Raw genomic sequence first — 23,210 nt, forward strand, 5'->3', positions numbered from 1 at the left:
TCGGAGTCTCCTTCAGGCGATCACAGCCCATACATAGGCGACATAGGCCGCCGTCAAAAGGAGTCCTATCCGGCGACCCATGTCCCAGTTCAGGAAAACGAACGGAAACAGGATTGCCGAGGAGAGGAACATGACCCAGATATCGAAGCGCAGGGTTTCAGGTTCGACCGGAATCGGCCCGACAAAGCTCGCAATGCCGATAATGGCGAGCATGTTGAAGAGATTCGAGCCGATGACGTTGCCGAGCGCGACATCGGCCTGGCGGCGGACGGCCGCCATGACAGTGGTGGCGAGTTCGGGTAGCGAGGTGCCGAGCGCGACCAGCGTGAGACCGATCACCGTTTCGGGCACGTCAAGTTCATGCGCGATGCTGACCGCGGAGTCGACGAGGATGTCCGCCCCGAGCGGTAGCCCGACCAGACCGAGACCGAGATAGATCCAGATCTTCCATGTCGGCACCGTGAGGTCGGCGCCTTCGATCTCCTCTTCCTCGACAGGCGCCGACCGTGCCGCCTTCGCCGTGGCCGCGGCACAGGCGACCTCGCGGCGGTGGATATGCGCCGAACGCAACGCATCGGCCAGCATGAGCGCCAGCAGGAAGATGAGGACCATCCCGTCGACCCAGTTGAAGAGGTCGGTATAGGCGAGCCCGATGAACACCACCGTCGCGCCCATCATGATAACATAGGTCTTGCGGGTATCGCAGCTCGAGGTGTGGAGCACCGAGATCATCGCCGGCACGCCGAGCACCAGCAGGACGTTGGCGATATTCGAGCCGACGACATTGCCGAGCGCGATCCCCGGCGCGCCGTCCAGGATCGCCTTTACCGAGACGAGAAGTTCCGGCGCCGAGGTGCCGAAGGCGACGATGGTCAGCGAAACAAGAAGCGCCGGCACGCCGGCGCGCAGCGCCAGGTTCACCGCGCCCTTGACCAGGGCATCGCCCGCAAGCAACAGGATTACCAGCCCGAGCACGAGCAGTGCGATATCGGTCAGCATGCGGCTAGCTCTTCCTGCAGGGGCATGGCCCCTTGCCGATGATGTAGTTGCCGCAATGCTTGCACCGTTTTGGTTTGTCGAGTTTCTCGCCGTCGCGCCGTGCCAGCCGGCGCGCACCGCCCGGCCAGCGCAACCGCCCGAACATCGCAAGCACGGCGATGCCAATCAGGAAGAAGGTGACGATCTTGACCAGCACTCAGAGCCCGTAACGCGCCCAGAGGGCCCGCTCTTCAAGTTCTGCGGCCGCGTCCGCAGCGATTGACAGGCCGAACCGGCGCAGCAGGCCGCGCCTCGGTCCGTGGACGGCAAAGCGGACCTTGTCGCCATGGCGGTCCTTCATGGTCGCCACGAGGTGGCCCACGCCATCGGCGAGGCCGCGCGCGACCGCCTGTTGGCCGATCCAGACATCACCAGTGAAGAGGTCCGCCTTCGTGTCGAGCCGGTCTCCGCGTCGTGCTTTCACATGGGCAATGAAATTCTCGTGGATCTGGTCCTGGAGCGCTCGCAACCGGATGACATCCTCTTCCTTCTCGGGGCGAAAAGGGTCGAGAAAGCTCTTGGACCTTCCGGCGGTGTGCACCCGGCGCTCGATGCCGATCCGGCCAATGGCCTCCTGCAGGCCAAAGCCGGCCGAGATCACCCCGATCGAGCCGACGATGGAGTTGGCGTCGACCAGGATGTCGTCGGCCGCACAGGCCAGCCAATAGCCGCCCGAAGCTGCTGCGTCCTCGACGAAGGCTGTCACCGGAAGCTTTTTTTCCTCGGCCAGCCGGCGGATCCGCGCGGCAATCAGCGAGGATTGCGCCGGTGAGCCGCCGGGCGAGTTGATCGCGAGCGCAACCGCTTTGGGCTTCCCGCGTACGAAGGCACGCTCGATCATGTCCGCCGTACCGGCATCGCTGAGCCCGCGCTGACCGCTCGCGATCACGCCGTTCAGGCGGATCACCGAGACCAGCGGGCGCCTCGAGAGGAAGGACGGGAGAATAGCCATGAAGCCCATGTAGGCCGCGCCCCTGCGGGGAACAAGGCACAAGCGAAAATGCCCGGGAGAAAGCTTGTGTCACCTCGACGAGCGCTCCGCGGGAATGGCAATGCAGGTGCCCCGCAGAGCCGCGTTTCGCGGTCAGGCGAGCAGTTTCGCCTTTTGGGCGGAGAATTCCTCCTCGGAGATCACGCCCTTGTCCCGCAGGTCCGCGAGCTTGGCGAGTTCGTCGGCCGTCGACACGGTTCCGGCGGCGTCCCGTATATAGGCCTTCTGCGCCGCCTGGATCTCCTCGGCAGCTTTCTTGGCGCGAGCTGCCATCGAATCACCGCGCAGGACGAGATAGAGCAGCACGCCGAGCCAGGGCACGACGATCACCCCGAGCATCCAGAGGCCCTTGCCCATGCCGCTCAGATCCTCGCTGGCGAAGATGTCGCTGACCACCGAGATCAGCGTCCAGATCCAGGCAACGAGGAGAAAAATGAGGAAGATCGACCAGAAAATATGGAGAATTGGCATGAAGGACTCCTTTTGTCTCGGGCCGCGCCAACGGGTCCGGCCACCCAAGGCTACGATAGGGACGGGTCATCGAAATTCAACTGCACGTTGCGGCGCCCATTGGAATGCGCCCGGAGCCCGCTAGTATGTTGACGAACAATAGAGTGGAGGACCCAATGGTTCGAATGCTGATATCCGCCGGGATCTATGTGCTGGCCAATGCCGTGGGCCTCTTTGTCGCGAGCCTGCTGCTGGGCGAGTCGTTTTCCTTCACCGCCAAGGGGTTCGTCGTCGCCACGCTGTTGCTGTCGGCCATCGAGGCGCTCGCCGGGCCGCTGATCGAGAAGATGTCCGAGAAGAACCTGCCGGCACTGAAGGGCGGCGTGGCGCTGGTCACCACCTTCGTCGGCCTGCTGATCACCAACCTTATCGTCGGCGGGATGCAGATCCACGGCGCGTCGACCTGGCTTCTGGCGACGATCCTCGTTTGGGCTGGCGCGCTGATCGCGACGCTGGTGCTGCCAATGCTGCTGACCAAGAAGGCGGTCGAGAAACGCCGCGAGGGCTGACCTCACCCCGCGTTGAGCATGGCGTTGAGATCGACGAGATAGCGTTCGGAGAGCGGCAGCGTGGCTGCGCCGAGTGACCGCGCGTTCGGCCCGATCGTGCCTTCGCGCAGGTCCGGTGTCTCGATGCCGCTCAGGTCCATTTCGGCCAGCGTCCGCGCAGTCTGCGAGACGAGTCTCGCGCGCAGATGGGAGGGGATCCAGCCGTCGATGAGAACCGCCTCGCAATCGACAACGGAAGCGGCCGCGGCGATGGCATAGGCCAGGCCGGTGCAGGCATCCCTCAGCCAGTCCTCGACCACCTCGCAGGCGACCGTCCAGTTCTCGGGCGGTTCCCAAAGCGACGAGGTCGGCTCTCCGCGCGCGCGCAGTTCTCGCTCGAGCACGGAGAGCGACGCCACGTCCACGAGTTGCAGATGCGCTCCACCGAGTGCCGGGATCGGCAGCGAGCCCAGCGCGGCGGCGTTTCCGGTCCGCCCGGTGAACAGGCTGCCGTTGAGGACCAGCCCGCCGCCGATGAAATAGCCGATGAAGAAATGCAGGAAATCCCGCGGCGTCTCGCCGGTGCCGAAGACAAGCTCTGCACCGCAGGCAGCGGAGGCATCGTTGCACTGGTAGACCGGAAAGCCGAAACAGGCAGCCAGTTCCTGCTGGATATCGCGGGTCTGCCATTGCAGCATTTCCGCGGCCGGCGCGCCGATGGAAATTGCCCAGTCCCACAGCCGGAAGGGGATGGCTATCCCAAGCCCGGCAATCCGCCCTGCCCGATCCGGTGGCAATTTGGCGGTCAGAACCTCGACGGCGCGGCGCGCGAAGCGGATGATTCCGTCCGGCGAGGGCCAGGGATGGGTCTGATGCAGCCTGCCCAGCACTGTGCCCGTGAAGTCGATCAGGATTAGGTCGACTGACCGACGGCCGACCTTGAGGCCAAAGAAATAGGCGCCATCCGGCGCAAGTCGCATCGGGATGGACGGCTGCCCCACGCGCCCGCGAATCGGTTCGCCGCGTGCAAGCAGTCCGTCTTCCTCAAGCCCGCGCATGATCACCGAGATGGTCTGCGCCGAGAGCCCAGTCGCCCGCGCGATCTCCGCCTTGGCCATCGGACCGTTGGACCGAAGCAGCGACAGCACCAGCCGCTCGTTATGCGCCCGCATTCCGCTCTGGTTCGACCCCCGCACCGCGTGGGCGATCTGGCGTTTTTGCGGCGCCATTTCCTGATCGGTTCCCGTGACCACAGTTCCTCCTCCGTTCAGAGAAGACAATGAGAAGGCAGGGTTGGCCTGTCAATACTAAATAAGACTGATTTATTTATCTTGACAGACGCCGCCAATTGTCCTTTTCTGTGCGACATGGCTGGTTCGGGGCTACCCTGACAGCCGCGACGGACCTGGGAGGGTCCCGGGAAATCAACGGGAGGAAGAACCTTGAAATCTGCATCCATCAAAACGCTGTTTGGCGCCACCGCTCTCGGCCTTGTCGGCCTCGCCGGCGCCGCCCAGGCTCAGGATATCGGCGCGTGCCTGATCACCAAGACGGACACCAACCCGTTCTTCGTGAAGATGAAGGAAGGCGCAAGCGCCGCTGCCGAAGAAGCCGGGATCAACCTGTCGACCTATGCAGGCAAGTATGACGGTGACGTGGAAACTCAGATCGCCGCCGTCGAGTCGTGCATTGCATCCGGCGCGAAAGGCATCCTGATCACGCCGACCGACAGCCGTGCGCTGGTACCGATCATCACTCAGGCTCGCGAAGCCGGCTCGCTGGTCATCGCGCTCGACACGCAGTTTGAGCCGGCCGACGCAGCCGACGCCACTTTCGCAACGGACAACTTCAAAGCCGGCGAACTCATCGGCCAATGGGCCGCCGCGACCCTCGGCGACGAGGCCGCAAACGCCAAGATCGCCCTGCTCGACCTGAACGCTTCCGAGGTTTCCGTCGACTATCAGCGCGACCAGGGCTTCCTGACCGGCTTCGGAATCGACGTTAAGAACCCGACGGACATCGGCGACGAGGACGATCCGCGCATCGTCGGAAACGACGTGACCGACGGTTCGCCCGACGGCGGCCGTACCGCGATGGAAAACCTGCTGCAGATCGACCCCGACATCAACGTGGTCTACACGATCAACGAGCCGGCCGCGGCCGGTGCCTACGAGGCGCTGAAATCGCTCGGCAAGGGTGAGGGTGTATTGATCGTCTCCGTTGACGGCGGCTGCCCGGGCGTCAAGGACATCGAGGCCGGGATCATCGGCGCAACCTCAATGCAGTTCCCGCTGCTGATGGCGTCGAAGGGCATCGAGGCGATCAAGACCTTCGCCGAAACCGGTGAAAAGCCGCAGAACTCCGAGGGCCTGGATTTCTTCAACACGGGCGTCGAACTGATCACTGACGCGCCCGTCGACGGAATCCCGTCAATCACTTCTGCGGAAGGCCTGGAGAAGTGCTGGGGCTGACCTTTCCGCTCACTCCCGAGGCGGCGCGTTCTGCGCCGCCTCATCTCCAAAACCCCGTCGACGTCTTTCAAAGACAAGTCTGCCTCGGCTAAACACGAGGCTGGGAGTTAAGCCATGTCCGATACACAAAAGCCGGCGCGGAAGTCGCAGGAGTTCGAACAGACATTGGACCGCAGCGACAAGAAGGTCGCCGAGTTCAATGTCGCCCGTCACACACCGATCGAGCGCGTGCAGCATCTTCTGCACAACAACCCCACACTCGTCCCTGTCATCGTGTTGGTGCTGAGCCTGGTCGTGTTCGGGCTCATTGCTGGCGGCCGATTCTTTTCCGCCTTCAACCTTAGCCTCATCATGCAGCAGGTTTCGATAATCGGCATGCTGGCGGCTGCGCAATCGCTGATCATCATCACGGCGGGAATCGACCTAAGCGTCGCGGCCATCATGGTGCTGATGTCGGTGATCATGGGGAACCTTGCTGTCTATATGGGTGTACCCAGCGGACTCGCGATCCTCGTCGGCTTCGCCGGCGGCGCGGCGGCAGGGCTCTTCAACGGCCTGCTCATTACAAAGGTCAAGTTGCCGCCATTCATCACGACACTCGGGACCTGGTCGATCTACTACTCGCTTCTGCTTTGGCTCTCCGGAGCTCAATCGATCCGCGGCACCGACATCGACGAAAACGCACCATTCCTGAAATTCTTCGGTGAAACCGTCGAACTTGCGGGGGCGCGCATCACGCTGGGCTCGCTGCTGATGGTCATGATCTTCGTCGTCCTCTGGTATCTGCTCAACAAGACCGCCTGGGGCCGCCATGTCTATGCAATTGGCGACGACAAGGAAGCAGCCGAACTCTCGGGCATCCGTACCGACAGGGTGCTGGTATCGGTCTACATGGTCGCTGGCTTCGTCTGTGCCGTCGCAGCCTGGGCGTCGATCGGACGGGTCGGATCGATTTCCCCACAATCCTTCTATGAGGGCAACCTCCAGTCCATCACCGCCGTGGTGATCGGGGGGATTTCGCTCTTCGGTGGACGTGGTTCGATCATGGGCGCGCTTTTTGGAGCCCTCATCGTCGGCGTGTTTCAGTCGGGTCTGCGCATGGCCGGAGTCGACGTGCTCTGGCAAGTCTTCGCCATCGGCTGGCTCATCATCATCGCGGTCGCGATCGACCAATGGATCAGAAGGGTATCTGCATAATGTCTGACACAACTCCCGTCGTGCAGGGTCGCGGTCTCGTGAAGCGCTATGGCCACGTAACAGCGATCGACAATTCCGACTTCGAACTGCTTCCGGGAGAGATCCTGGCGGTGATCGGCGACAACGGCGCAGGCAAGTCATCCATCGTGAAGGCGATCTGCGGCGCAGTCGTTCCGGACGCGGGCGAGATCCTCATCGAGGGCAAGCCGGTTCATTTCACCTCGCCGATCGAGGCGCGGGACATGGGAATCGAAATCGTCTACCAGACGCTCGCGCTCTCCCCCGCGCTCTCGATTGCCGACAACATGTTCATGGGTCGTGAAATCCGCAAGAATGGCTGGATGGGCGACTGGCTGAAGATGCTGGACAAGAAGGCCATGGAAACCTTCGCCCGCGAGAAGCTCACCGAGCTTGGTCTGATGACGGTCCAGTCTATCAACCAGCCGGTCGAAACCCTGTCGGGCGGCCAACGCCAGGGCGTCGCCGTGGCGCGCGCGGCGGCCTTCGCGACCAAGTTCATCATCATGGACGAACCGACCGCGGCGCTCGGCGTCAAGGAAAGCCGCCGGGTTCTCGAGTTGATCCTGGACGTCAAGTCGCGCGGCATACCGATCATCCTGATTTCCCACAACATGCCGCATGTCTTCGAGGTCGCGGACCGGATACATATCCATCGCCTGGGGCGTCGGCTCTGCACCGTCAACCCGGACGACTACACCATGTCCGACGCAGTCGCGATGATGACCGGCGCGATGGAGCCACCAGCCGAGATCCGAGCCGCCTGAGGCAGGGAGACGATGGACCAGGACGACATCAAATCGCTCGCCGACCGGATCGGCGGGCTCCAACCGGCCGGCAGGCGACTCCTCGTCGCGATTGCCGGCCCGCCTGCTTCCGGAAAGTCGCGCACGGCGCGCGAACTGGTCGAGGAGTTGCAGCGACGCGGCGGTCGCGCCGTGGAAGTGCCGATGGATGGCTTCCACCTCGACAACCGGCTCCTCGACGCCCGCGGCCTGCGCGCGCGCAAGGGCGCGCCGGAAACCTTTGATGCGGCCGGCTTCGTCCACGCCATGCGGCGGTTAGGTTCGGAGGAGGAGGTGATCCTGCCGACCTTCGATCGTAGCCGTGACCTGTCGGTCGCTGGCGCCATCGCCATCACGCCGAAGCACGACATCGCCGTGGTCGAGGGCAACTATCTCTGTTTCGACGAGCCGCCATGGCGCGAGCTTGCCGAGCTCTGGGACTTCTCCTGCTATCTCGAAGTTCCCGACGAGGTGCTGCTCGAGCGGCTCGTGAAACGCTGGCTCGGCCACGGCCACACGCCCGAAGCGGCCGAGGCCCGCGCCCGCGGCAATGATCTCGCCAACGCGCAGCGCATCGCCGCGGCGGTCGGGGCGGTGGACCTGCGGATGTAATTTACGGACCGCCGGCGCGCTTTGTGCCGGAGGTCCACCGACATCCGATCCCGAGAAAACAAATCCGCTTATGGACCCGAAACGGGGACCGCGCGCGGGCCGAGCCGCGCGACCGTCCCGACTCGCCTATTCCGGGAAATGGCAAGCCGCCCGATGTGTGCCCTGATCCAGTTCCGGTCGCTCGGTGCGGCACCGCGCCTCGGCTTTCCAGCAGCGCGGCGCGAAGGGGCAGCCGTCGGGAATGTTGACCGGCGAGGGCAGCTCGCCAACGAGCTTGATGCGCTGCTTGCGTAGTGTCGGGTCCGCCATCGGCGTCGCCGAGAGCAGCGCCTTTGTATAGGGGTGCCGTTGGTGGTCGAAGAGATCCGCCTTGGGAGCGATCTCGACGGGACGGCCGAGATACATCACGATGACATCGTCGGCGATGTGCTTCACGACCGAGAGGTCATGGCTGATGAAGAGATAGGCGAGCCCGAGCCGCTCCTGCAGGTCGACGAGCAGGTTAAGGATCTGGCTCTGGATCGACAGGTCGAGCGCCGAGACCGGCTCGTCCAGCACCAGCACCTTCGGCTCCAGCATCAGCGCCCGTCCGACCGCGATCCGCTGCCGCTGGCCGCCTGAGAACATGTGCGGATAGCGGTCGTAATGCTCCGGGCGCAGCCCCACGAGCGTCAGCATCTCGCGGGCGCGCCGCGTACGTTCGGCGGCCGGCATCTCGGGCGCGTTGATGATCAGTGGCTCCTCGAGGATCTGGCCGCAGCGCTGGCGCGGGTTGAGCGAGCCGAACGGGTCCTGAAACACGATCTGGACCGTGGTGCGCAGCGCGGCGAGCGTGTCCGGCCCCGCCGGCGTTCCGTCCAGCACGAAGGAGCCCGCGACGGGCTCCTCGATCATGGTGATGACACGCGCCAGCGTGGACTTGCCGCAGCCGGACTCGCCCACCACCGCGAGCGTCTTGCCGGGTTCAAGCGCGAAGGACGCGCCCGTCAACGCGCGGACGATCCGGTCCTGCCCGAACAGACCGCCCTTCAGGACATATTCCTGCGTGAGATTCTCGGCGACGAGGACAGGCTCGCTCATGCGCTTTGCTCCGCTGTGACGTTGATCGGAAAGTGGCAGCGGGCAAAGCCGATCTCGGGCCCGCCCACCGGCGGCGGCGTCGTCCCGCAGAGGTCCGTCGCGATCGAACAACGCGGCGAGAAGAGACAGCCCTTGGGGCGGTCGAACTGGCCCGGCACGACACCGGGGATCGTCGGCAGGTGCTTGGTCGTGGCCCGTTCCGGCAGCGCGGCGAGTAGCGCGGCGGTATAGGGATGATGCGGACGCGAGAACAGCGCCGTCACTTCCTGCTGCTCGCATTTCTGCCCGGCATATTGAACCGAGACCTGCTGTGCGGTCTCGGCCACCACGCCCATGTCATGAGTGATGAGCACCAGCGCCATGCCGGTCTCCTCCTGAAGGCTCTTCAGGAGCTCGAGGATCTGTGCCTGGATGGTCACGTCGAGCGCGGTCGTCGGCTCGTCCGCAATCAGCATCTTGGGCTTGCAGGCGATCGCCATGGCGATCATCACCCGCTGGTTCATGCCGCCCGACATCTGGTGCGGGAAGGCTGAGAGCCGGGTTTCGGCCGCCGGGATACCGACCTGTTCGAAGAGCTCCACCGCGCGGGCATGGCGCGCCTTGCGATCCATGCCGAGATGGATCCGCAGCGCCTCCTTGATCTGGAAGCCGACCGTGTAGCACGGGTTGAGCGAGGTCATCGGCTCCTGGAAAATCATTGACATGTCTTTGCCGACGATCTTCCGCCTCTCCCGCGGAGAGATCGCACGCAGGTCGTGGCCGTCGAATGTCATCGCGTCTGAAGTGATGGTCGCGGTCCAGGGAAGGAGCCCCATCATGGCGAGGAAGGCCACCGACTTGCCCGAGCCGGATTCGCCGACAATGGCGGTGATATCGCCGGGATTGAGCGTCAGGTCGAACCCGTCAACGGCCCGAAAGGAGCCCGAGGTGGTGGCGAAATCGACCGAGAGGTTGCGGACTTCGAGAAGCGACATCGCTCAGCTCCTCTTAAGCTTCGGGTCGAGCGCGTCCCGCAGCCCGTCGCCCATCAGGTTGATGGCGAGAACCGTGATCAGGATCGCGAGGCCGGGGAAGGTGACAACCCACCAGGCGCGCAGGATGAACTCGCGCGCTTCGGCAAGCATCGTGCCCCATTCCGGTGTGGGCGGCTGCGCGCCCATGCCAAGAAAGCCGAGCGCCGCGACGTCGAGGATCGCGTTCGAGAAGGAGAGCGCGGCCTGCACGATGATCGGCGCGAGGCAGTTGGGCAGCACGGTGACGAACATCAGCCGGAGGCGCCCGGCGCCGGCGACCTTCGCGGAGGTCACATAGTCCTTGTGCCGCTCCGAGATGACGCTGGCGCGGGTGAGCCGCACATAATGCGGCTGCAGCACGATGGCGATGGCGATCACCGCGTTCAGCAGCGACGGCCCCAGCACCGCCACGAGAACCAGCGCGAGGAGCAGCGAGGGGAAGGCGAGGATCACGTCCATCAGCCGCATGATGATGGTGTCGAGCCATCTCGGCGCGAAGCCTGCGATCAGGCCGATGGTGATCCCGCCCGTGGTGGCGATGACGACGACGACAACGCCGACGAAGAAGGAGAAGCGCGCGCCGTAGATCAGACGCGAGAGCAGGTCGCGCCCGAGCGCGTCGGTGCCGAGCGCGTAGGACAGGCTGCCGCCCTCCTGCCAGAACGGCGGTTGCAGCAGGTGGTCGCGGAACTGCTCTGTGGGGTCATAGGGCGCCAACAGCGGCGCGAAGACCGCCACGAAGAAGACGCCGAGGAAGACATAGAGGCCGATGACGGCGCCGCGGTTCTCGCGGAAGTAGTACCAGAATTCCTTGAGGCGGCCGGGTCGCTCGACCTGCACGGCTTCGAGAGTTGCGTCGGACATGTCAGGCCTTCCGGATCTTCGGGTTGATGAGCCCGTAGAGCACGTCCACGGTCAGGTTCACGACCATCACCATCACGGCGATGAGGATCAGCCCGCCCTGCACGACCGGATAGTCGCGGCGGTAGATCGAATCGACCATCCACTTGCCGATGCCAGGCCAGGAGAAGATCGTCTCGGTCAGGATTGCGCCGGCAAGCAACGTGCCGACCAGCAGGCCGATCACGGTGATGACCGGGATCAGCGCATTGCGCAGCGCGTGGACATAAGTGATCCGTGCCGGCGGCAGGCCCTTGGCGCGGGCGGTGCGGATGTAGTCTTCGGAGAGGACCTCGAGCATCGCCGAGCGTGTCTGGCGGGCGATGACAGCGAGCGGGATCGTGGCGAGCACGATCGTCGGCAGGATCAGGTGGCTCACGGCGGAGGCAAAGGCGCCTTTCTGTCCGGAGAGCAGGCTGTCGATCAGCATGAAGCCTGTCACGTCGTCGAAGAAATACATCAGCGAGATCCGCCCCGAGACCGGCGTCCAGCCGAGGATGCCGGAGAAGACGATGATCATCAGCAACGCCCACCAGAAGATCGGCATCGAGTAGCCTACGAGCGCCGAGGACATCAGCGCCCGGTCAAAGAACTTCCCCCGGTTGATCGCCGCGATGACCCCCGCCGGAATGCCGAGCAGGATCGCCAGCGTGATTGCACAGATCGAGAGTTCCAGCGTCGCCGGAAAAAGGGCGAAGAACTCGTCGAAGACCGGCTTCTTGGTGACGAAACTCTGGCCGAGATCGCCTTGCAACACGCCGGTCATGTAGTCCCAGTATTGAATGAAAATCGGCTGGTCGAAGCCGAACTGCGTCTGCAACTCGGCATAGCGTTCCTCCGACATGCCGCGCTCGCCGGCCATGACGATGATCGGGTCACCCGGCAGGACCCGGATGAAGGAGAACGCAATGAGCGTCACTCCGATAAAGGTCGGGATGAAGGTCAGGAGGCGCGACAGGAAGAAGTTCAGCATTGTCCGATGACCGTGAGCTCTTTGGGAAAGGTTGTAAGCGACCGGCATCCGTCCTCGGTAACAAGGACATCATCCTCAATGCGGATGCCGAAGGCATTCAGGTCGTATAAACCGGGTTCGATGGTGAAGACCATGCCGGATTCCAGTTTTTCGTCATTGCCGCGCATGATCTGCGGTGCCTCGTGGACGGCGCGTCCGAGGCCGTGGCCGGTCTTGGTGCGGATCATCCGGGCAAAGGGCGAGGCTTCGAGAACGCGGGTGCAGGCATCGTCCACGTCATGAGCAGTGGCGCCGGGCCGGGTTACCCGGAAGCCCTCAAGATTGGCCGCGAGGACGGTTTCGTAGACTTCCGCTGCCGCCTCGGGCGCGTGACCGACGAAGAAGGTGCGCGTGATGTCGGCGTTGAGCCCGCCGAGATGCGCGCCGAAGTCGAAGAGAAGGGTGTCGCCAGGCTGGATGGCATAGTCGACGCGCGCGTGGGCGTGCGGGCGTGCAGAGTTGTCGCCGGCCGCGACGATGGGGCCGAAGGCATGGGCCTCGGCGCCGTTGCGAAAGAGGGCCTGTGTCAGCAGGCCCTCGACCGCGCGCTCGGTCATGCCGGGGCGAACCTCGGCGATGGTCTCGGCGAGCGCGGCCTCGGAGATCCGGATCGACTCCTCGAGGATAGCGATCTCCTCAGGCGTCTTGACCCGGCGCAGGGCCGAGATCTCGCGCTCGGCGTCGAGTATATCGATCCCCGGATAGGCCGCGGCCAGCGCGTGGTGGACGAAGACGCGCATAACCTGCCCCTCGACGGCAAGCCGCCGGAGCGGAATCGCGCGGGCAAGCGCGGCAAAGGCGCCCGAATAGCCGTCCTGGTCGCGCCAGGTGAAGACCTCGCCTTCGAATCCCAAGGGATCGAAACTGCCCTTCTCGAGATCTGGCACAATGGCCGCGGGCGGACCCTCGGCGGCGATGACGATCAGAAGCGGACGTTCGTGGCTATGAAAGCGCGCACCCATCAGGCGTTCGAAATTGGGGCCGGGGACGAGGGCGACGCCGTCAACACCCAGATCGAGCGCGAGGCGGCGCAGGGCTCTGAAGCGATCCATTGCGGGCAACCTTGAATCGGAAGGACCGGAGCGATGTGTCGCTCCGGTCCGGGAAGTGTCGGTGATCACTCGGCGAGCGACACACCGTAGAAGATGTGCCCGCCGAACGGGTGCACCTTGTAGCCCTCGACCTCCGGACGCACCGGCATGAACACGGTCGAGTGGGCGATGGTCGCCCACGGCGCCTGCTCCTTGAAGACGACCTGAGCCTCCTCGTAGAGCTTGGCGCGCTCGCCCTGATCGGAGAGGACCTTGGCCTTCTGGATCAGGTCATCGAACGGCTCGTAGCACCACTGGGCACGGTTGGCGTCACCAACAGAGTCACAGCCAAGCAGCACGGCGAGGAAGTTGTCCGGGTCACCGTTGTCGCCGGTCCAGCCGAGCAACACAGCGCCGTCCCGGTCGAGTTCCTTGGAACGGCTCAGATACTCGCCCCACTCGTAGGAGACGACTTCGACATCGACGCCAACCTGCGCGAAGTCTTCCTGGATCAGTTCGGCCATGCGGCGGGCATTGGGGTTGTAGGGCCGCTGCACCGGCATCGCCCAGACCTTCATGCTGAGATCCGTGATACCCTCTTCCGCGAGCATCGCCTTGGCGGCTTCCGGATCATAGGGATCGTCGACGACCGCGTCGTTATAGGACCAGATGGTCGGCGGGATCGGGTTCTTGGCGATCACGCCCGAGCCCTGGAACACGACGTCGATGATCGCCTGCTTGTCGATGGCCATGTTCAGCGCTTTGCGGACCTTCGGATTGTCGAAGGGCGCCATCTGCGTGTTGTAGGCCAGGTAACCGACGTTCAGGCCTTCCTGCTCAAGCAGGTTGACGTCGGGATCGTCCCTCATCGCCTGGATATCGGCCGGGTTCGGATAGGGCATGACGTGGCATTCGCCGGCCTTCAGCTTCTGGTAGCGTACAGATGCATCCGGGGTGATCGCAAAGACCAGATTCTCGATCGCCGCCGGTTCGCGCCAATACTCGTCATTACGGACATAGCGGATCACCGCATCCTTCTGGTAGTCGACGAACTTGAACGCGCCGGTGCCGATCGGCGCCTGGTTCAGCATCTCGGGCGTGCCGGCCTCGAGCATCGCGTCGGCATATTCCTTCGACACGATCGAGGCGAGACCCATGGCAAGGTTCGCGATCATCGGCGCTTCGGGTCGGTTCAGCACGAACTTGACGGTGTAATCGTCGACCTTGACGATCTCGTTCAGCAGGTCGGGCATCGACATGCCTTCGAAATATTCCCAGGTGCCGCCGGAGACGGTCTTGTAGGGATTGTCGTCCTTCCACTGCCGCTCGAAGGAGAAGATCACGTCATCGGCGTTGAAATCGCGAGTCGGCGTGAATTGGTCATTGCTGTGGAACTTGACGCCCTGACGCAGGTGGAAGGTGTATTCCAGGCCGTCTTCGGACACTTCCCAGGTCTCGGCGAGGCCGGGGATGACGTTGGTCGTGCCGGTCTCGAAGAGCACCAGCTTGTCGTAGATCGGATGTTCGGAGGCGTCGAAGGTCGTTCCGGAAGTGAACAGCGCCGGATCGAAGCCTTCGGGCGAGCCTTCGGAACAATAGACGAGCGTCTGTGCCGAGGCCGCCCCGGCGAGGATGCCGGAACACATCAGCGCGGCGGTAAGGGTCCGCGAAAATCTCATGAGAGGTCTCCCTGTTGTTTTCTGCCCGCTGAACGGGCAAGTGCCGGAGATTTGACAGCCAAACCGCTTGCGATGCAATGGGGGCCCGGCAGGTTCGGACGGAAAGACAGTCCCGAAAGGCAGAGGTGACGCAACGAAAGTCCGGTGCCGCCCAGGTGCGGTTTCGGGTCGCATCACCGTGCCGATCGGTCTAGCTTTGCCGGCGAGACACGGGAGACCCCCCTTGCCCCTGCAAATGAACCGCGAAGTTTTCATTACCTGCGCCCTGACAGGGTCCGGCAGCACCCAGGACCGCAGCCCACACGTGCCGCGTTCGCCGCGACAGATCGCCGAGGCCGCGGTCGCGGCGGCGCAGGCCGGTGCGGCGGTGGTCCACGCCCATGTCCGAGACCCCGAGACCGGCGCGCCGGCGCGCGACCCGGCGCTCTACCGCGAGGTGACCGAGCGGATCCGCGATTCGGAAACCGACATGGTGCTCAACCTCACCGCGGGCATGGGGGGCGACCTGGTCTTCGGTGGCCCCGACGCGCCGCTGCCGCTCCAGACGGGAACCGACATGGCCTCTGCCGCCGAGCGCGTCGCCCATATCGCGGAATGTCGCCCCGAGATCTGCACGCTCGATTGCGGCACGATGAATTTCGCCGAGGCCGACTACGTGATGACCAACACGCCCGGCATGCTGCGGGCAATGGGCCGCGCGATGACCGAGCTTGGCGTGAAACCCGAGATCGAGGCCTTCGACACCGGCCATCTCTGGCTGGCAAAGGCGCTCGTCGCGGAGGGTGTTCTGGAGAGCCCGGCGCTGGTCCAGCTCTGCATGGGCGTGCCCTGGGGCGCGCCGGACGACCTGACGACCTTCCTCGCCATGGTGAATGCCGTGCCGCCGGACTGGACATGGTCGGCCTTCTCGCTCGGCCGCCACCAGATGGCCTATGTCGCTGCCGCGGTGCTTGCCGGCGGCAATGTCCGGGTCGGGCTCGAGGACAATCTCTGGCTCGAGAAGGGTGTGCTCGCCACAAACGCTCAACTTGTCACCCGCGCCCGCATCATCATCGAGAGCCTCGGCGCTCGGATCATCGGCCCCGACGACGTGCGAAAACGGCTCGGCCTCGAAAAACGCCCGCCCGCCTGACCGCGCCATACCCGGAGCCTGTCGATGGAACACCCCGTCCGGCCGCCTGTCTGTGCGTTTTATGGCCGCATCTTAGGAGGCGGACGGATCGGCACTTGCGCCCGCACGCGGCGAGCCGGGAACACGACCCACGCGGAGATTTCACCAATGCTCGGCAGCTGCGCTCTCATTGTGGAACGCGGCGGCATATCGGAAACCTACATCGATCGAGGCGTGTGATGGGAAAGACAGCGGCAATCATCGGCGGCGGCGTGATCGGCGGAGGATGGGCCGCACGCTTCCTGCTCAACGGCTGGGACGTCCGGCTCTTCGATCCGGACCCGGAGGCCGAGCGCAAGCTCGCAGCGGTGCTCGCCAATGCGCGCCGCGCCCTGCCGATGCTCTACGACCGCCGCCTGCCGCCCGAGGGCCGGCTGACCTACGCGGACAACTTCGCCGAGGCGGTCGCCGGCGCTGACTGGGTGCAGGAGAGCGTGCCGGAACGGCTCGACCTCAAGCGCCGCGTCTATGCCGGGATCGAGGCCGCCGCCACACCTGCGACGCCAATCGGATCCTCCACCTCTGGCTTCAAGCCCTCCGAACTGCGCGACGGGCTGCGCCACCCCGAACGCCTCTTCGTCGCCCATCCCTTCAACCCGGTCTACCTGCTGCCGCTCGTCGAAATCGTCGGCGGCCCCGAGAGCGCCTCCGAGACCCTGCGCAGCCTCGGCATGTATCCCCTTACAGTCCGCGCCGAGATCGACGCCCATATCGCCGATCGCCTACTCGAGGCGGTCTGGCGCGAGGCGCTCTGGCTGGTCAGCGACGGCATCGCCACGACCGCCGAGATCGACGAGGCCATCCGAATGGGCTTCGGCCTTCGCTGGGCGCAGATGGGGCTTTTCGAGACCTACCGTATCGCCGGCGGCGAACCGGGCATGCGGCATTTCCTGGCACAGTTCGGCCCGGCGCTGGCCTGGCCCTGGACGAAGCTCATGGACGTGCCCGAATTGACCGACGAACTGGTCGAACGGATCGCAGCGCAATCGGATGCACAATCGGGTTCGCTCTCGATCCGAGAGCTCGAACGGCAGCGCGACGACAACCTGGTGGCGATCCTCCGGGCGCTCAGGGCCCGCGGCGCCGCGGCCGGCCGGTTGATCCGCGACCACGAGGCCACCCTCCCCGCTCCCGCGGCCGATGTCGCGCCGATTGTAACGGTCGACCGTGTCGTTCCCATCGACTGGACGGACTATAACGGCCACATGAACGAGAGCCGCTTTGGCCAGGCCTTCTCCGATGCCGCCGATTCCGTGATGGCGGTGATCGGCGCGGATGCCGCCTATATCGCGGGCGGGATGAGCTATTTCACCGTCGACATCCGGATCCGGTTTCTCGCCGAGGTAATGGCCGGCGCGCGGATCAAGGTCGAGAGCCAGGTCCTCGACGGCAGTGGCAAGAAGCTGCGCCTGTTCCACCGGATGCGGGACGCAGAGGGCGGCGAGATCGCAACCGCGGAACAGCTCCTGATCCATGTGAGCCTCGAAACCCGGCGCGCCTGCCCTCCCGCACCCGAGTTGCGCACCCGGCTCGACGCGCTCGCCGCCGCCCATGCCTCCCTGCCCGCTCCCGAGGCGCATGAAAGGCTCTAGGAGAGATGCGAGAAACCGTCCCCCACGGGCAGCAATCCGGCTTGCATTGGCGCGAATCCTTGGCTAGGTAGACCGGCACGCCGATGCGGTCCGTTCGTCTATCGGTTAGGACGCCAGGTTTTCAACCTGGAAAGAGGGGTTCGATTCCCCTACGGACTGCCAGCAAGTCTCGGGGTCTGTCGGTTCGGTTTGAACGTTGGCGGGGATGTCACATCCGGGTGGGCTGCCAGGATCATCATCAGGCGGGTTTGCCTCGACCTTTGGCTGGAAGCTCTTGATCGAAGCCCAGGCATTGACCAGCGTGCCATCGACCGAGAAGTGGTCGTCCGACAGAAGCGGTGCGACATCGCGGTGCGTCAGAATGGCGCCTTAGAGATTATTGATCGCCTGTCGATCGAGCATTGAGGCTAAGGGGGGGCAGCGGCACGTTGTTGGCGGCGGCCTTGCCCCCAAGAATACACACGGGCGGAGACGGTGGTCCAAGCTTAACGTTTGGCTGGCGGTCAGTGGTGAGACGTGAACAAGTTCTGGAAGATGAACGCCAAACTCGCTGCATGGCACAACCGCCGACCTTGCTGGCGGAAGAGAATACCTCCCAAACAATTGTATCTAGGGATCGTCCCCGGGCCTGCAGTCAATGCAGCGCGGTGGATAGAACGACTCCATCTCCAGCGCCGCGGAGAGTTTGCGTAGCCCTGTCTGCAATCCCTCCTCGAACACCGGGTGATAGAACGGGCGTTCCAGCATTTCCGCGACCGTCAGGTTCGACTGCCGTGACCAGGCGAACAGGTGCGCCAGGTTTTCGGCCCGCGGCCCGACCATCTCGGCTCCCAGGAAAAGCCCGGTGTTGCGTTCTCCGTACAGTCGCAGCAGACCCTTGTCCTGCATCATAACCTTGGCGCGGCCGAGTTCCTGCCAGTTGAATTCGGATACAACGAAATCGGCGCCGCGCCGTTCCAGATCGGCGAAGCTTTCACCGGCGATCATGATCTCGGGGTCTGAGAACACCACGGTTATCGGTGCGCTCTTCGCAAATCGCCGGATTTGAGGGTAGCGCGCAGCGTTGAAGCCGGCGGCAAGGCCTTCGTCAGCGGCCTCGTGCAGCAGCGGGAAACGGTCGTTGGCGTCGCCCGCGATGAAGATGTGGCTGTCGCCGCAGCGCCCGGTGTAGAGGTCCCAGACTGGGACGCCTCGCGCATCGCGTTCAAGCGACGTGTTCTCCAGCCCCAGGTGGTCGATGTTGGGCCGGCGCCCGGTGGCGACGAGCGCGAGGTCGAACTTCTGGACGCGTTCGGACCCGCCATCATCAAAGGCAACCTCGATGCCATCTGCGGTGCGGTCCCGTCGCGTGACCTCGGCGTGTGGGTAGAACTCCATTTCTTTGGAGATGATCGCACGCGCCGCGGTCAGAACTTCCGGGTCAGTCAGCGGCCCGACCAGGTGATCACGGCCGAAGATCGTGACCCGCACCCCGAGCCGATGCAATGCCTGGCCGATCTCAAGTCCGATCACGCCCGCACCGAAGACCGCGACCGATTCCGGCAGGTCCTGCCAGTAGAACACGTCGTCACTGACGATCATCCGGTCGCCGAACTCTTCGAAGCCAGGAAGGATATTCGTGCGCGACCCGGTCGCTATGACGATACGGTTGGCCTCCACGATCCGCCCATCTTCTAGCGCCAATTCGTGATCCGACAGGAACCGTGCCGTCGCCATCACCCGGTGATGCTCAGGCCAAGCCTCAACCGACTTCGTGACCCCGCCAACGAACCGATCACGCATCTCCCGAACCCGTCTCATCACCGCAGGACCATCGATCAACGGCGGTTTATAGTGCACGCCGAATGGCGCTGCCCGGCGGCCGAGATGAGCGAGTTCGGCCGCCGCTATCAGCAGCTTTGAAGGCATGCAGCCGACGCGGGCGCAGGTCGTGCCGTACTGGTTTCCCTCGATCAAAAGCACCTTGTCAGTGAAGCGCGTCGCCTCGCGATACGCTCGCATTCCGGCGCTGCCAGCACCAATGATCGCCACTTCGGCCCGAAGTCTTTGCATGTCCATCTCCCGAATTTGCCGAGATTCTTGTCGGCCGCGATGTCAGAGGAGCCACGTTAAAGGTATCCTGGCAGAGGCGAGGCTCAGCCGTGCACTGTCTGCCAAATGTCCATTCGATCGGAAGAAGCTGGACCTCCGGGCAACCAAGTAACCTTGCCCCCCGTGTCAATGCATCATGCCTTCCGCGCCCGCGGCGAGCGATGCCAGGATCGTCGCCGTTAGGAGAACCGAAACGATGCCGAGACCAATCCCCACTGCCGCGACCAAACCGTCGTGTTCCACCAGGCCGACGCCCACAATGAAGAGCGAGATGGCTGGGAACCAGCCGCTGAAGGGCACCGGCAAAAACAGTGCGAAGGCGATCACGAACAGAATTAGGCCCAACATTCGCTCGTACCGTCTCGTGAAAAGCGCTGTATGGCGCGTCGTCAGCACGCGCTCCAGCCTGCGGGTGACAGGACGGAGGCGAAGCACCGTCCGTCGTAGTTTGGCCTGGTCGAGTTCCAGACGCGCGAGCCGTCCTGGAAGCCTGACATACGGGAAACCGAGCATCATCTGGCCTGTCGTCACGAGTAGCGGCAAGCCGGTGATGAGGGATGACCCTGGCGGCAATGGCAGCAATGTCAGCAGAGAGAACAGGACGATCGCCCATCCGAACGATGCTTCACCCAACGACGACAGCAGGTTGCCGAGCGTCAATGTTCCCGCAAGGTGATGGTCGCGTGAACTCCGCAGGATAGGAAGCGAAAGGGATGGCCGTCTGCGTAATCCGTCCTGCCGTTGCATCCTGTTCCTTTCAAGCGTTCGTTCCGCATATCATGCTTAAATCGGCTTTCTGCAATCCCGAGAGGCATCTGACATGCGAAAACTGGAAAGAGAGCGAAGGCTATCCAAGCACGTTATCGCAGAAACACGCAGAAACTGTACTGGACTGACGACAAGACATTGTCCGGATCGCCGCAGACTTCCTCGGTTTCGCACTGCAGCTACGCAATCGCTTGCCGGTCGAGTCGTCTGCAAACATGATGCGATAGCAGCGGCGTGGATGCGCCCAGGAGCGGATTTCGGAGGAGACTATGAGCGGGACAGTAATCCAGGACGACCTGACGGTTGAGGGTAATCTGACAGCAAAAGATGGGACGGTTATCATCAGCGGCAACGTTGTCGGCGATATTGATGCCAACGTGGTTGAAATCCTTTCTTCGGGTCGCGTGAGGGGGGGCGTTACCGCTGTGAACGTCACGCTATCCGGAGCGCTTGAAGGGAGCGTCAAGTGCAGTGAACTCACCCTGGAGGAAGAAGCCGATTTGAAGGCCGATGTATCTGCAAAAACCATGTCGATGAGTTCGGGCACCAAGGTTCATGGCAAGGTTGCGGTTGGCTGAAGCTGAAGGCCTGCCACAGTAGGAAGCCTTCCCACCGCAGGTTGACGGATGTGCGCCCGGAGACATCCCCATGCTCAAGCCAGCCCCCTTGTGCCCACTAAATCGCAAATACCCGAGGCTGCTGCTGCACTGCTCCGAGTTTGTCTTATCGGTCAGAGTTACTTCACCCCTCGTGGCTCGCACGATGTTCGCGAGGCACGTTTTGGGTTCCCTGCCGCTCGTCGCATTTTCTTCGAGCATCTGGTGCGGAACACGCCGTCACTCATCTCGGTTTTTGCACCAGCGAAGTGATCCACTCCGTTATAGGACTGGGATGCGCAGCTTTGAGATAGAGTCCAGGCGCTGCGGCAAATGTCTGGTCTCGCTTGCAATGTATTGTGGTCGTCGGCGGGATCCTGTGCTTCACTTGCCCCGTCGGTGATCTCCGGACGGATTGCGCAGATTTTGGTGCCCGCCAGGATCGCATTTTCCAGAACCGACCGAGACCCGACGGAGCGAGGACCGATGACGACCAGCCCTGCCGCGCCACTGCACCCGCATGGCGAGCCGTCCCATGTCGACAATGTCCGCGGCGTCTCGTTAATGGCGCTCGCCTTCGTGTTGTTCTCGGTCTGCGATATGCTCGCCAAGCTGCTGACCGGAGATTTTCATCCGATGCAGATCGTTTGGACACGTCAGCTCGCGCTTCTGGTGGGCGTTGTAGTGGCACTCGGCATTCATGGCCCTGGTCTGTTCCGCTCTCGCCATCCTGCAATGCAAGTGCTCCGCGGCCTGCTCGCGGTCGCCTCCGCTGCCTGTTTTATATCAGCAGTTCGCTTCGTGCCGCTGGCCGATGCCGTGGCTGTGACTTTCATCGCGCCGTTCATTGTGACGATCCTGAGCGCACGGCTGCTCGGTGAGTATGTTGGCGCCCGGCGGTGGGCGGCGGTAGCAGTGGGCTTCCTCGGTGCGATGATCGTGATCCGACCGGGCATGGGGACGATGCACCCGGCGATGCTTCTCGTCGTAGTCGCAGCTACTGGTTTCGCTCTTCGGCAGGTTCTCTCGCGCCGTCTCGGAAACTCCGACCGCACAGTTACCACGGTCGCCTACACCGCAATCGTCAGCGTGACCACACTCTCGCTGCCGCTTTTCCTGTTCTGGCGCACTCCCGAAACGGCGCGTCAATGGGTGCTTCTTGGCGGCATGGCCCTCGCCGCTGGTCTCGGCGAATGGGCGGTCATCCGGGCATTCGAGATCGGACAGGCTGTCGCCCTCGCGCCAGTCCACTATAGCATGATGATCTGGGCCACCTTCTGGGGCTGGTTGGTTTTCGGCGACTTGCCCGACGTTTGGACCATCATCGGAGCAGCAGTCATCATGGCCACCGGGCTTTACATTCTGCATGGCGAGCAAAAGCGTGGTCGCCCGTCAGCAGCCGCAAAAATTGAATCCTCGCGTTAGGTAAAAACCTGAAGGCGGCAATCAAGTTAACCGGTTGGCGATCGAGCAGGTCTGACCATATGAGCCTGCAAGTGCCGATTATCCGTCGCCCGCCTCCAGTTCCCAAAGGTTCCCAACGGAGGTCATTCAACATGCCGTGTGGGATCCAACGCCACAAACGCAATAAGTAATTGAATTTAATTAGATTAAAGAGGGTTCGCGCAGTCACAGACCCGACAAGCGGCTGCCATCCAAATCGAGCGGCCGATGAAGGGAGCATGGGGACGCCCGGTCGGGCGCGATTGACTGGCAAGGCTGTCTCGGTCAACGGCGTTCAGGTCGGCTGGGCTTGTGCCATCCGTGCAAGCCCGAAGAGCAGCAATGCTGCCGAGGTTCCGCAGGCAAGCGTCCGGACCGTATTCCAGAATGTCCAGCGCGGAAGGTATGTCCCGGTCTAGTAGGCGCGCGTGGTGTCCTGCCCCAGGTCCATTCTGGCCAGGGCTTCGTTCATCGGCACGTTGCGGAACACTGTGACCCCGAAGCAGCCGACCAGATAGGTCGGGCCCGAAAGCGCGATCATCGTGCCGGCCGGTCCTTCGACGGCGAATGCGGCGTAGCCGGCGATGGCCAGCGACACCTGAGAACGGCAGTGGAATAGTCGACCACGGTAGCGGCGGGGATGTTTCTCGCTGCGGGCGGAGCAAAAGTCGCCCAGTATCGGCCCTTTCTGTTCTGATTTCAGGGGGGCGGGAGCATTTTCACC

General features: G+C 63.5%; 23 protein-coding genes, 1 tRNA gene and 1 pseudogene. 10 read left to right on the top strand and 15 right to left on the bottom strand.

Features of this window, described 5'->3' with window-relative positions; all coding sequences use genetic code 11:
* Positions 1–12 precede the first annotated feature (12 nt).
* The 4 genes from EU800_RS20700 to EU800_RS20715 form a co-directional block, all read right to left on the bottom strand.
* A complete protein-coding gene (locus EU800_RS20700; RefSeq protein WP_129635321.1) occupies positions 13–999 on the bottom strand; it encodes a calcium/sodium antiporter in 987 nt (328 codons plus the stop codon).
* 4 nt (positions 1,000–1,003) lie between these two features.
* On the bottom strand, positions 1,004–1,195 hold the full coding sequence (locus EU800_RS20705) for a hypothetical protein (protein ID WP_129635323.1): 192 nt from the start codon (positions 1,193–1,195) through the stop codon (positions 1,004–1,006).
* Positions 1,196–1,990, bottom strand: a complete 795-nt coding sequence (locus EU800_RS20710; RefSeq protein ID WP_129635324.1) for a S49 family peptidase — start codon at positions 1,988–1,990, stop codon at positions 1,196–1,198.
* A 132-nt stretch (positions 1,991–2,122) separates the two neighbouring features.
* Entirely contained in the window at positions 2,123–2,500 is a 378-nt protein-coding gene (locus EU800_RS20715; protein WP_129635326.1) for an SHOCT domain-containing protein, read from the bottom strand.
* Positions 2,501–2,655: 155 nt separating this feature from the next.
* Here EU800_RS20715 and EU800_RS20720 point away from each other — a divergent pair, with 155 nt between their 5' ends.
* On the top strand, positions 2,656–3,048 hold the full coding sequence (locus tag EU800_RS20720; RefSeq protein WP_129635328.1) for a phage holin family protein: 393 nt from the start codon (positions 2,656–2,658) through the stop codon (positions 3,046–3,048).
* A gap of 2 nt (positions 3,049–3,050) precedes the next feature.
* Here the strand turns inward: EU800_RS20720 and EU800_RS20725 are convergent, their stop codons facing one another.
* Positions 3,051–4,256, bottom strand: coding sequence for an ROK family transcriptional regulator (locus tag EU800_RS20725; protein ID WP_242500658.1), 1,206 nt, complete (start codon positions 4,254–4,256; stop codon positions 3,051–3,053).
* A 228-nt stretch (positions 4,257–4,484) separates the two neighbouring features.
* Here EU800_RS20725 and EU800_RS20730 point away from each other — a divergent pair, with 228 nt between their 5' ends.
* The 4 genes from EU800_RS20730 to EU800_RS20745 all read left to right on the top strand — a co-directional run bounded on the left by EU800_RS20730 (position 4,485) and on the right by EU800_RS20745 (position 8,110).
* The gene (locus EU800_RS20730) at positions 4,485–5,498 is read left to right on the top strand and encodes a substrate-binding domain-containing protein (RefSeq protein WP_129635362.1); all 1,014 of its coding nucleotides are present in this window, start codon (positions 4,485–4,487) and stop codon (positions 5,496–5,498) included.
* 114 nt (positions 5,499–5,612) lie between these two features.
* Positions 5,613–6,695 (top strand): ABC transporter permease, encoded by a 1,083-nt coding sequence (locus EU800_RS20735; protein WP_129635330.1) that lies wholly within the window; start codon positions 5,613–5,615, stop codon positions 6,693–6,695.
* Complete coding sequence (locus EU800_RS20740) at positions 6,695–7,480, top strand: ATP-binding cassette domain-containing protein (protein WP_129635332.1); 786 nt, start codon at positions 6,695–6,697, stop codon at positions 7,478–7,480. The genes EU800_RS20735 and EU800_RS20740 overlap by 1 nt, the downstream gene beginning before the upstream one ends.
* A gap of 12 nt (positions 7,481–7,492) precedes the next feature.
* Positions 7,493–8,110 carry a hypothetical protein gene (locus EU800_RS20745; RefSeq protein ID WP_129635334.1) on the top strand — a complete coding sequence of 206 codons (618 nt, stop codon included), beginning with the start codon at positions 7,493–7,495 and terminating at the stop codon, positions 8,108–8,110.
* 126 nt (positions 8,111–8,236) lie between these two features.
* Here the strand turns inward: EU800_RS20745 and EU800_RS20750 are convergent, their stop codons facing one another.
* The 6 genes from EU800_RS20750 to EU800_RS20775 form a co-directional block, all read right to left on the bottom strand.
* The gene (locus tag EU800_RS20750; protein ID WP_129635336.1) at positions 8,237–9,190 is read right to left on the bottom strand and encodes an ABC transporter ATP-binding protein; all 954 of its coding nucleotides are present in this window, start codon (positions 9,188–9,190) and stop codon (positions 8,237–8,239) included.
* Positions 9,187–10,164: an ABC transporter ATP-binding protein gene (locus tag EU800_RS20755; protein WP_129635338.1), complete on the bottom strand. Its 978-nt coding sequence runs from the start codon at positions 10,162–10,164 to the stop codon at positions 9,187–9,189. The genes EU800_RS20750 and EU800_RS20755 overlap by 4 nt, the downstream gene beginning before the upstream one ends.
* Positions 10,165–10,167: 3 nt before the next feature.
* Positions 10,168–11,067, bottom strand: coding sequence for an ABC transporter permease subunit (locus EU800_RS20760; RefSeq protein WP_129635340.1), 900 nt, complete (start codon positions 11,065–11,067; stop codon positions 10,168–10,170).
* A 1-nt stretch (position 11,068) separates the two neighbouring features.
* Positions 11,069–12,076, bottom strand: coding sequence for an ABC transporter permease subunit (locus EU800_RS20765; RefSeq protein WP_129635342.1), 1,008 nt, complete (start codon positions 12,074–12,076; stop codon positions 11,069–11,071).
* Positions 12,070–13,167, bottom strand: a complete 1,098-nt coding sequence (locus EU800_RS20770) for a Xaa-Pro peptidase family protein (RefSeq protein ID WP_129635344.1) — start codon at positions 13,165–13,167, stop codon at positions 12,070–12,072. Before EU800_RS20770 ends, EU800_RS20765 begins: the two co-directional genes overlap by 7 nt.
* A gap of 65 nt (positions 13,168–13,232) precedes the next feature.
* A complete protein-coding gene (locus tag EU800_RS20775; RefSeq protein ID WP_129635346.1) occupies positions 13,233–14,825 on the bottom strand; it encodes an ABC transporter substrate-binding protein in 1,593 nt (530 codons plus the stop codon).
* Positions 14,826–15,048: 223 nt separating this feature from the next.
* Here EU800_RS20775 and EU800_RS20780 point away from each other — a divergent pair, with 223 nt between their 5' ends.
* From EU800_RS20780 to EU800_RS20790, 3 genes are all read left to right on the top strand, one after another.
* The gene (locus tag EU800_RS20780) at positions 15,049–15,957 is read left to right on the top strand and encodes a 3-keto-5-aminohexanoate cleavage protein (protein ID WP_129635348.1); all 909 of its coding nucleotides are present in this window, start codon (positions 15,049–15,051) and stop codon (positions 15,955–15,957) included.
* Positions 15,958–16,175: 218 nt separating this feature from the next.
* On the top strand, positions 16,176–17,588 hold the full coding sequence (locus EU800_RS20785) for a carnitine 3-dehydrogenase (RefSeq protein WP_129635350.1): 1,413 nt from the start codon (positions 16,176–16,178) through the stop codon (positions 17,586–17,588).
* Between the two features lie 87 nt (positions 17,589–17,675).
* Positions 17,676–17,750: transfer RNA gene (locus EU800_RS20790), tRNA-Glu, on the top strand.
* Positions 17,751–17,768: 18 nt separating this feature from the next.
* Here the strand turns inward: EU800_RS20790 and EU800_RS20795 are convergent.
* The 3 genes and pseudogenes from EU800_RS20795 to EU800_RS20805 form a co-directional block, all read right to left on the bottom strand.
* Positions 17,769–17,954, bottom strand: a pseudogene (locus EU800_RS20795) (IS5/IS1182 family transposase); the annotation flags it as partial.
* Positions 17,955–18,197: 243 nt separating this feature from the next.
* Positions 18,198–19,640 (bottom strand): dihydrolipoyl dehydrogenase, encoded by a 1,443-nt coding sequence (locus tag EU800_RS20800; RefSeq protein WP_129635352.1) that lies wholly within the window; start codon positions 19,638–19,640, stop codon positions 18,198–18,200.
* 165 nt (positions 19,641–19,805) lie between these two features.
* Positions 19,806–20,426 carry an exopolysaccharide biosynthesis protein gene (locus EU800_RS20805; RefSeq protein ID WP_129635354.1) on the bottom strand — a complete coding sequence of 207 codons (621 nt, stop codon included), beginning with the start codon at positions 20,424–20,426 and terminating at the stop codon, positions 19,806–19,808.
* 290 nt (positions 20,427–20,716) lie between these two features.
* On the opposite strand from EU800_RS20805, the gene EU800_RS20810 reads away from it, so the two are divergent.
* Both EU800_RS20810 and EU800_RS20815 read left to right on the top strand, forming a co-directional pair.
* Positions 20,717–21,025, top strand: coding sequence for a polymer-forming cytoskeletal protein (locus EU800_RS20810; RefSeq protein WP_129635356.1), 309 nt, complete (start codon positions 20,717–20,719; stop codon positions 21,023–21,025).
* A gap of 504 nt (positions 21,026–21,529) precedes the next feature.
* The gene (locus EU800_RS20815; RefSeq protein ID WP_207209949.1) at positions 21,530–22,468 is read left to right on the top strand and encodes a DMT family transporter; all 939 of its coding nucleotides are present in this window, start codon (positions 21,530–21,532) and stop codon (positions 22,466–22,468) included.
* Between the two features lie 433 nt (positions 22,469–22,901).
* Here the strand turns inward: EU800_RS20815 and EU800_RS27280 are convergent.
* On the bottom strand, positions 22,902–23,210 hold a 309-nt coding region (locus EU800_RS27280; protein WP_207209950.1), incomplete at its 5' end, for a DUF1772 domain-containing protein.

The sequence above is a fragment of the Tropicimonas sp. IMCC6043 genome (genome assembly GCF_004146235.1).
GTDB lineage: Bacteria > Pseudomonadota > Alphaproteobacteria > Rhodobacterales > Rhodobacteraceae > Tropicimonas.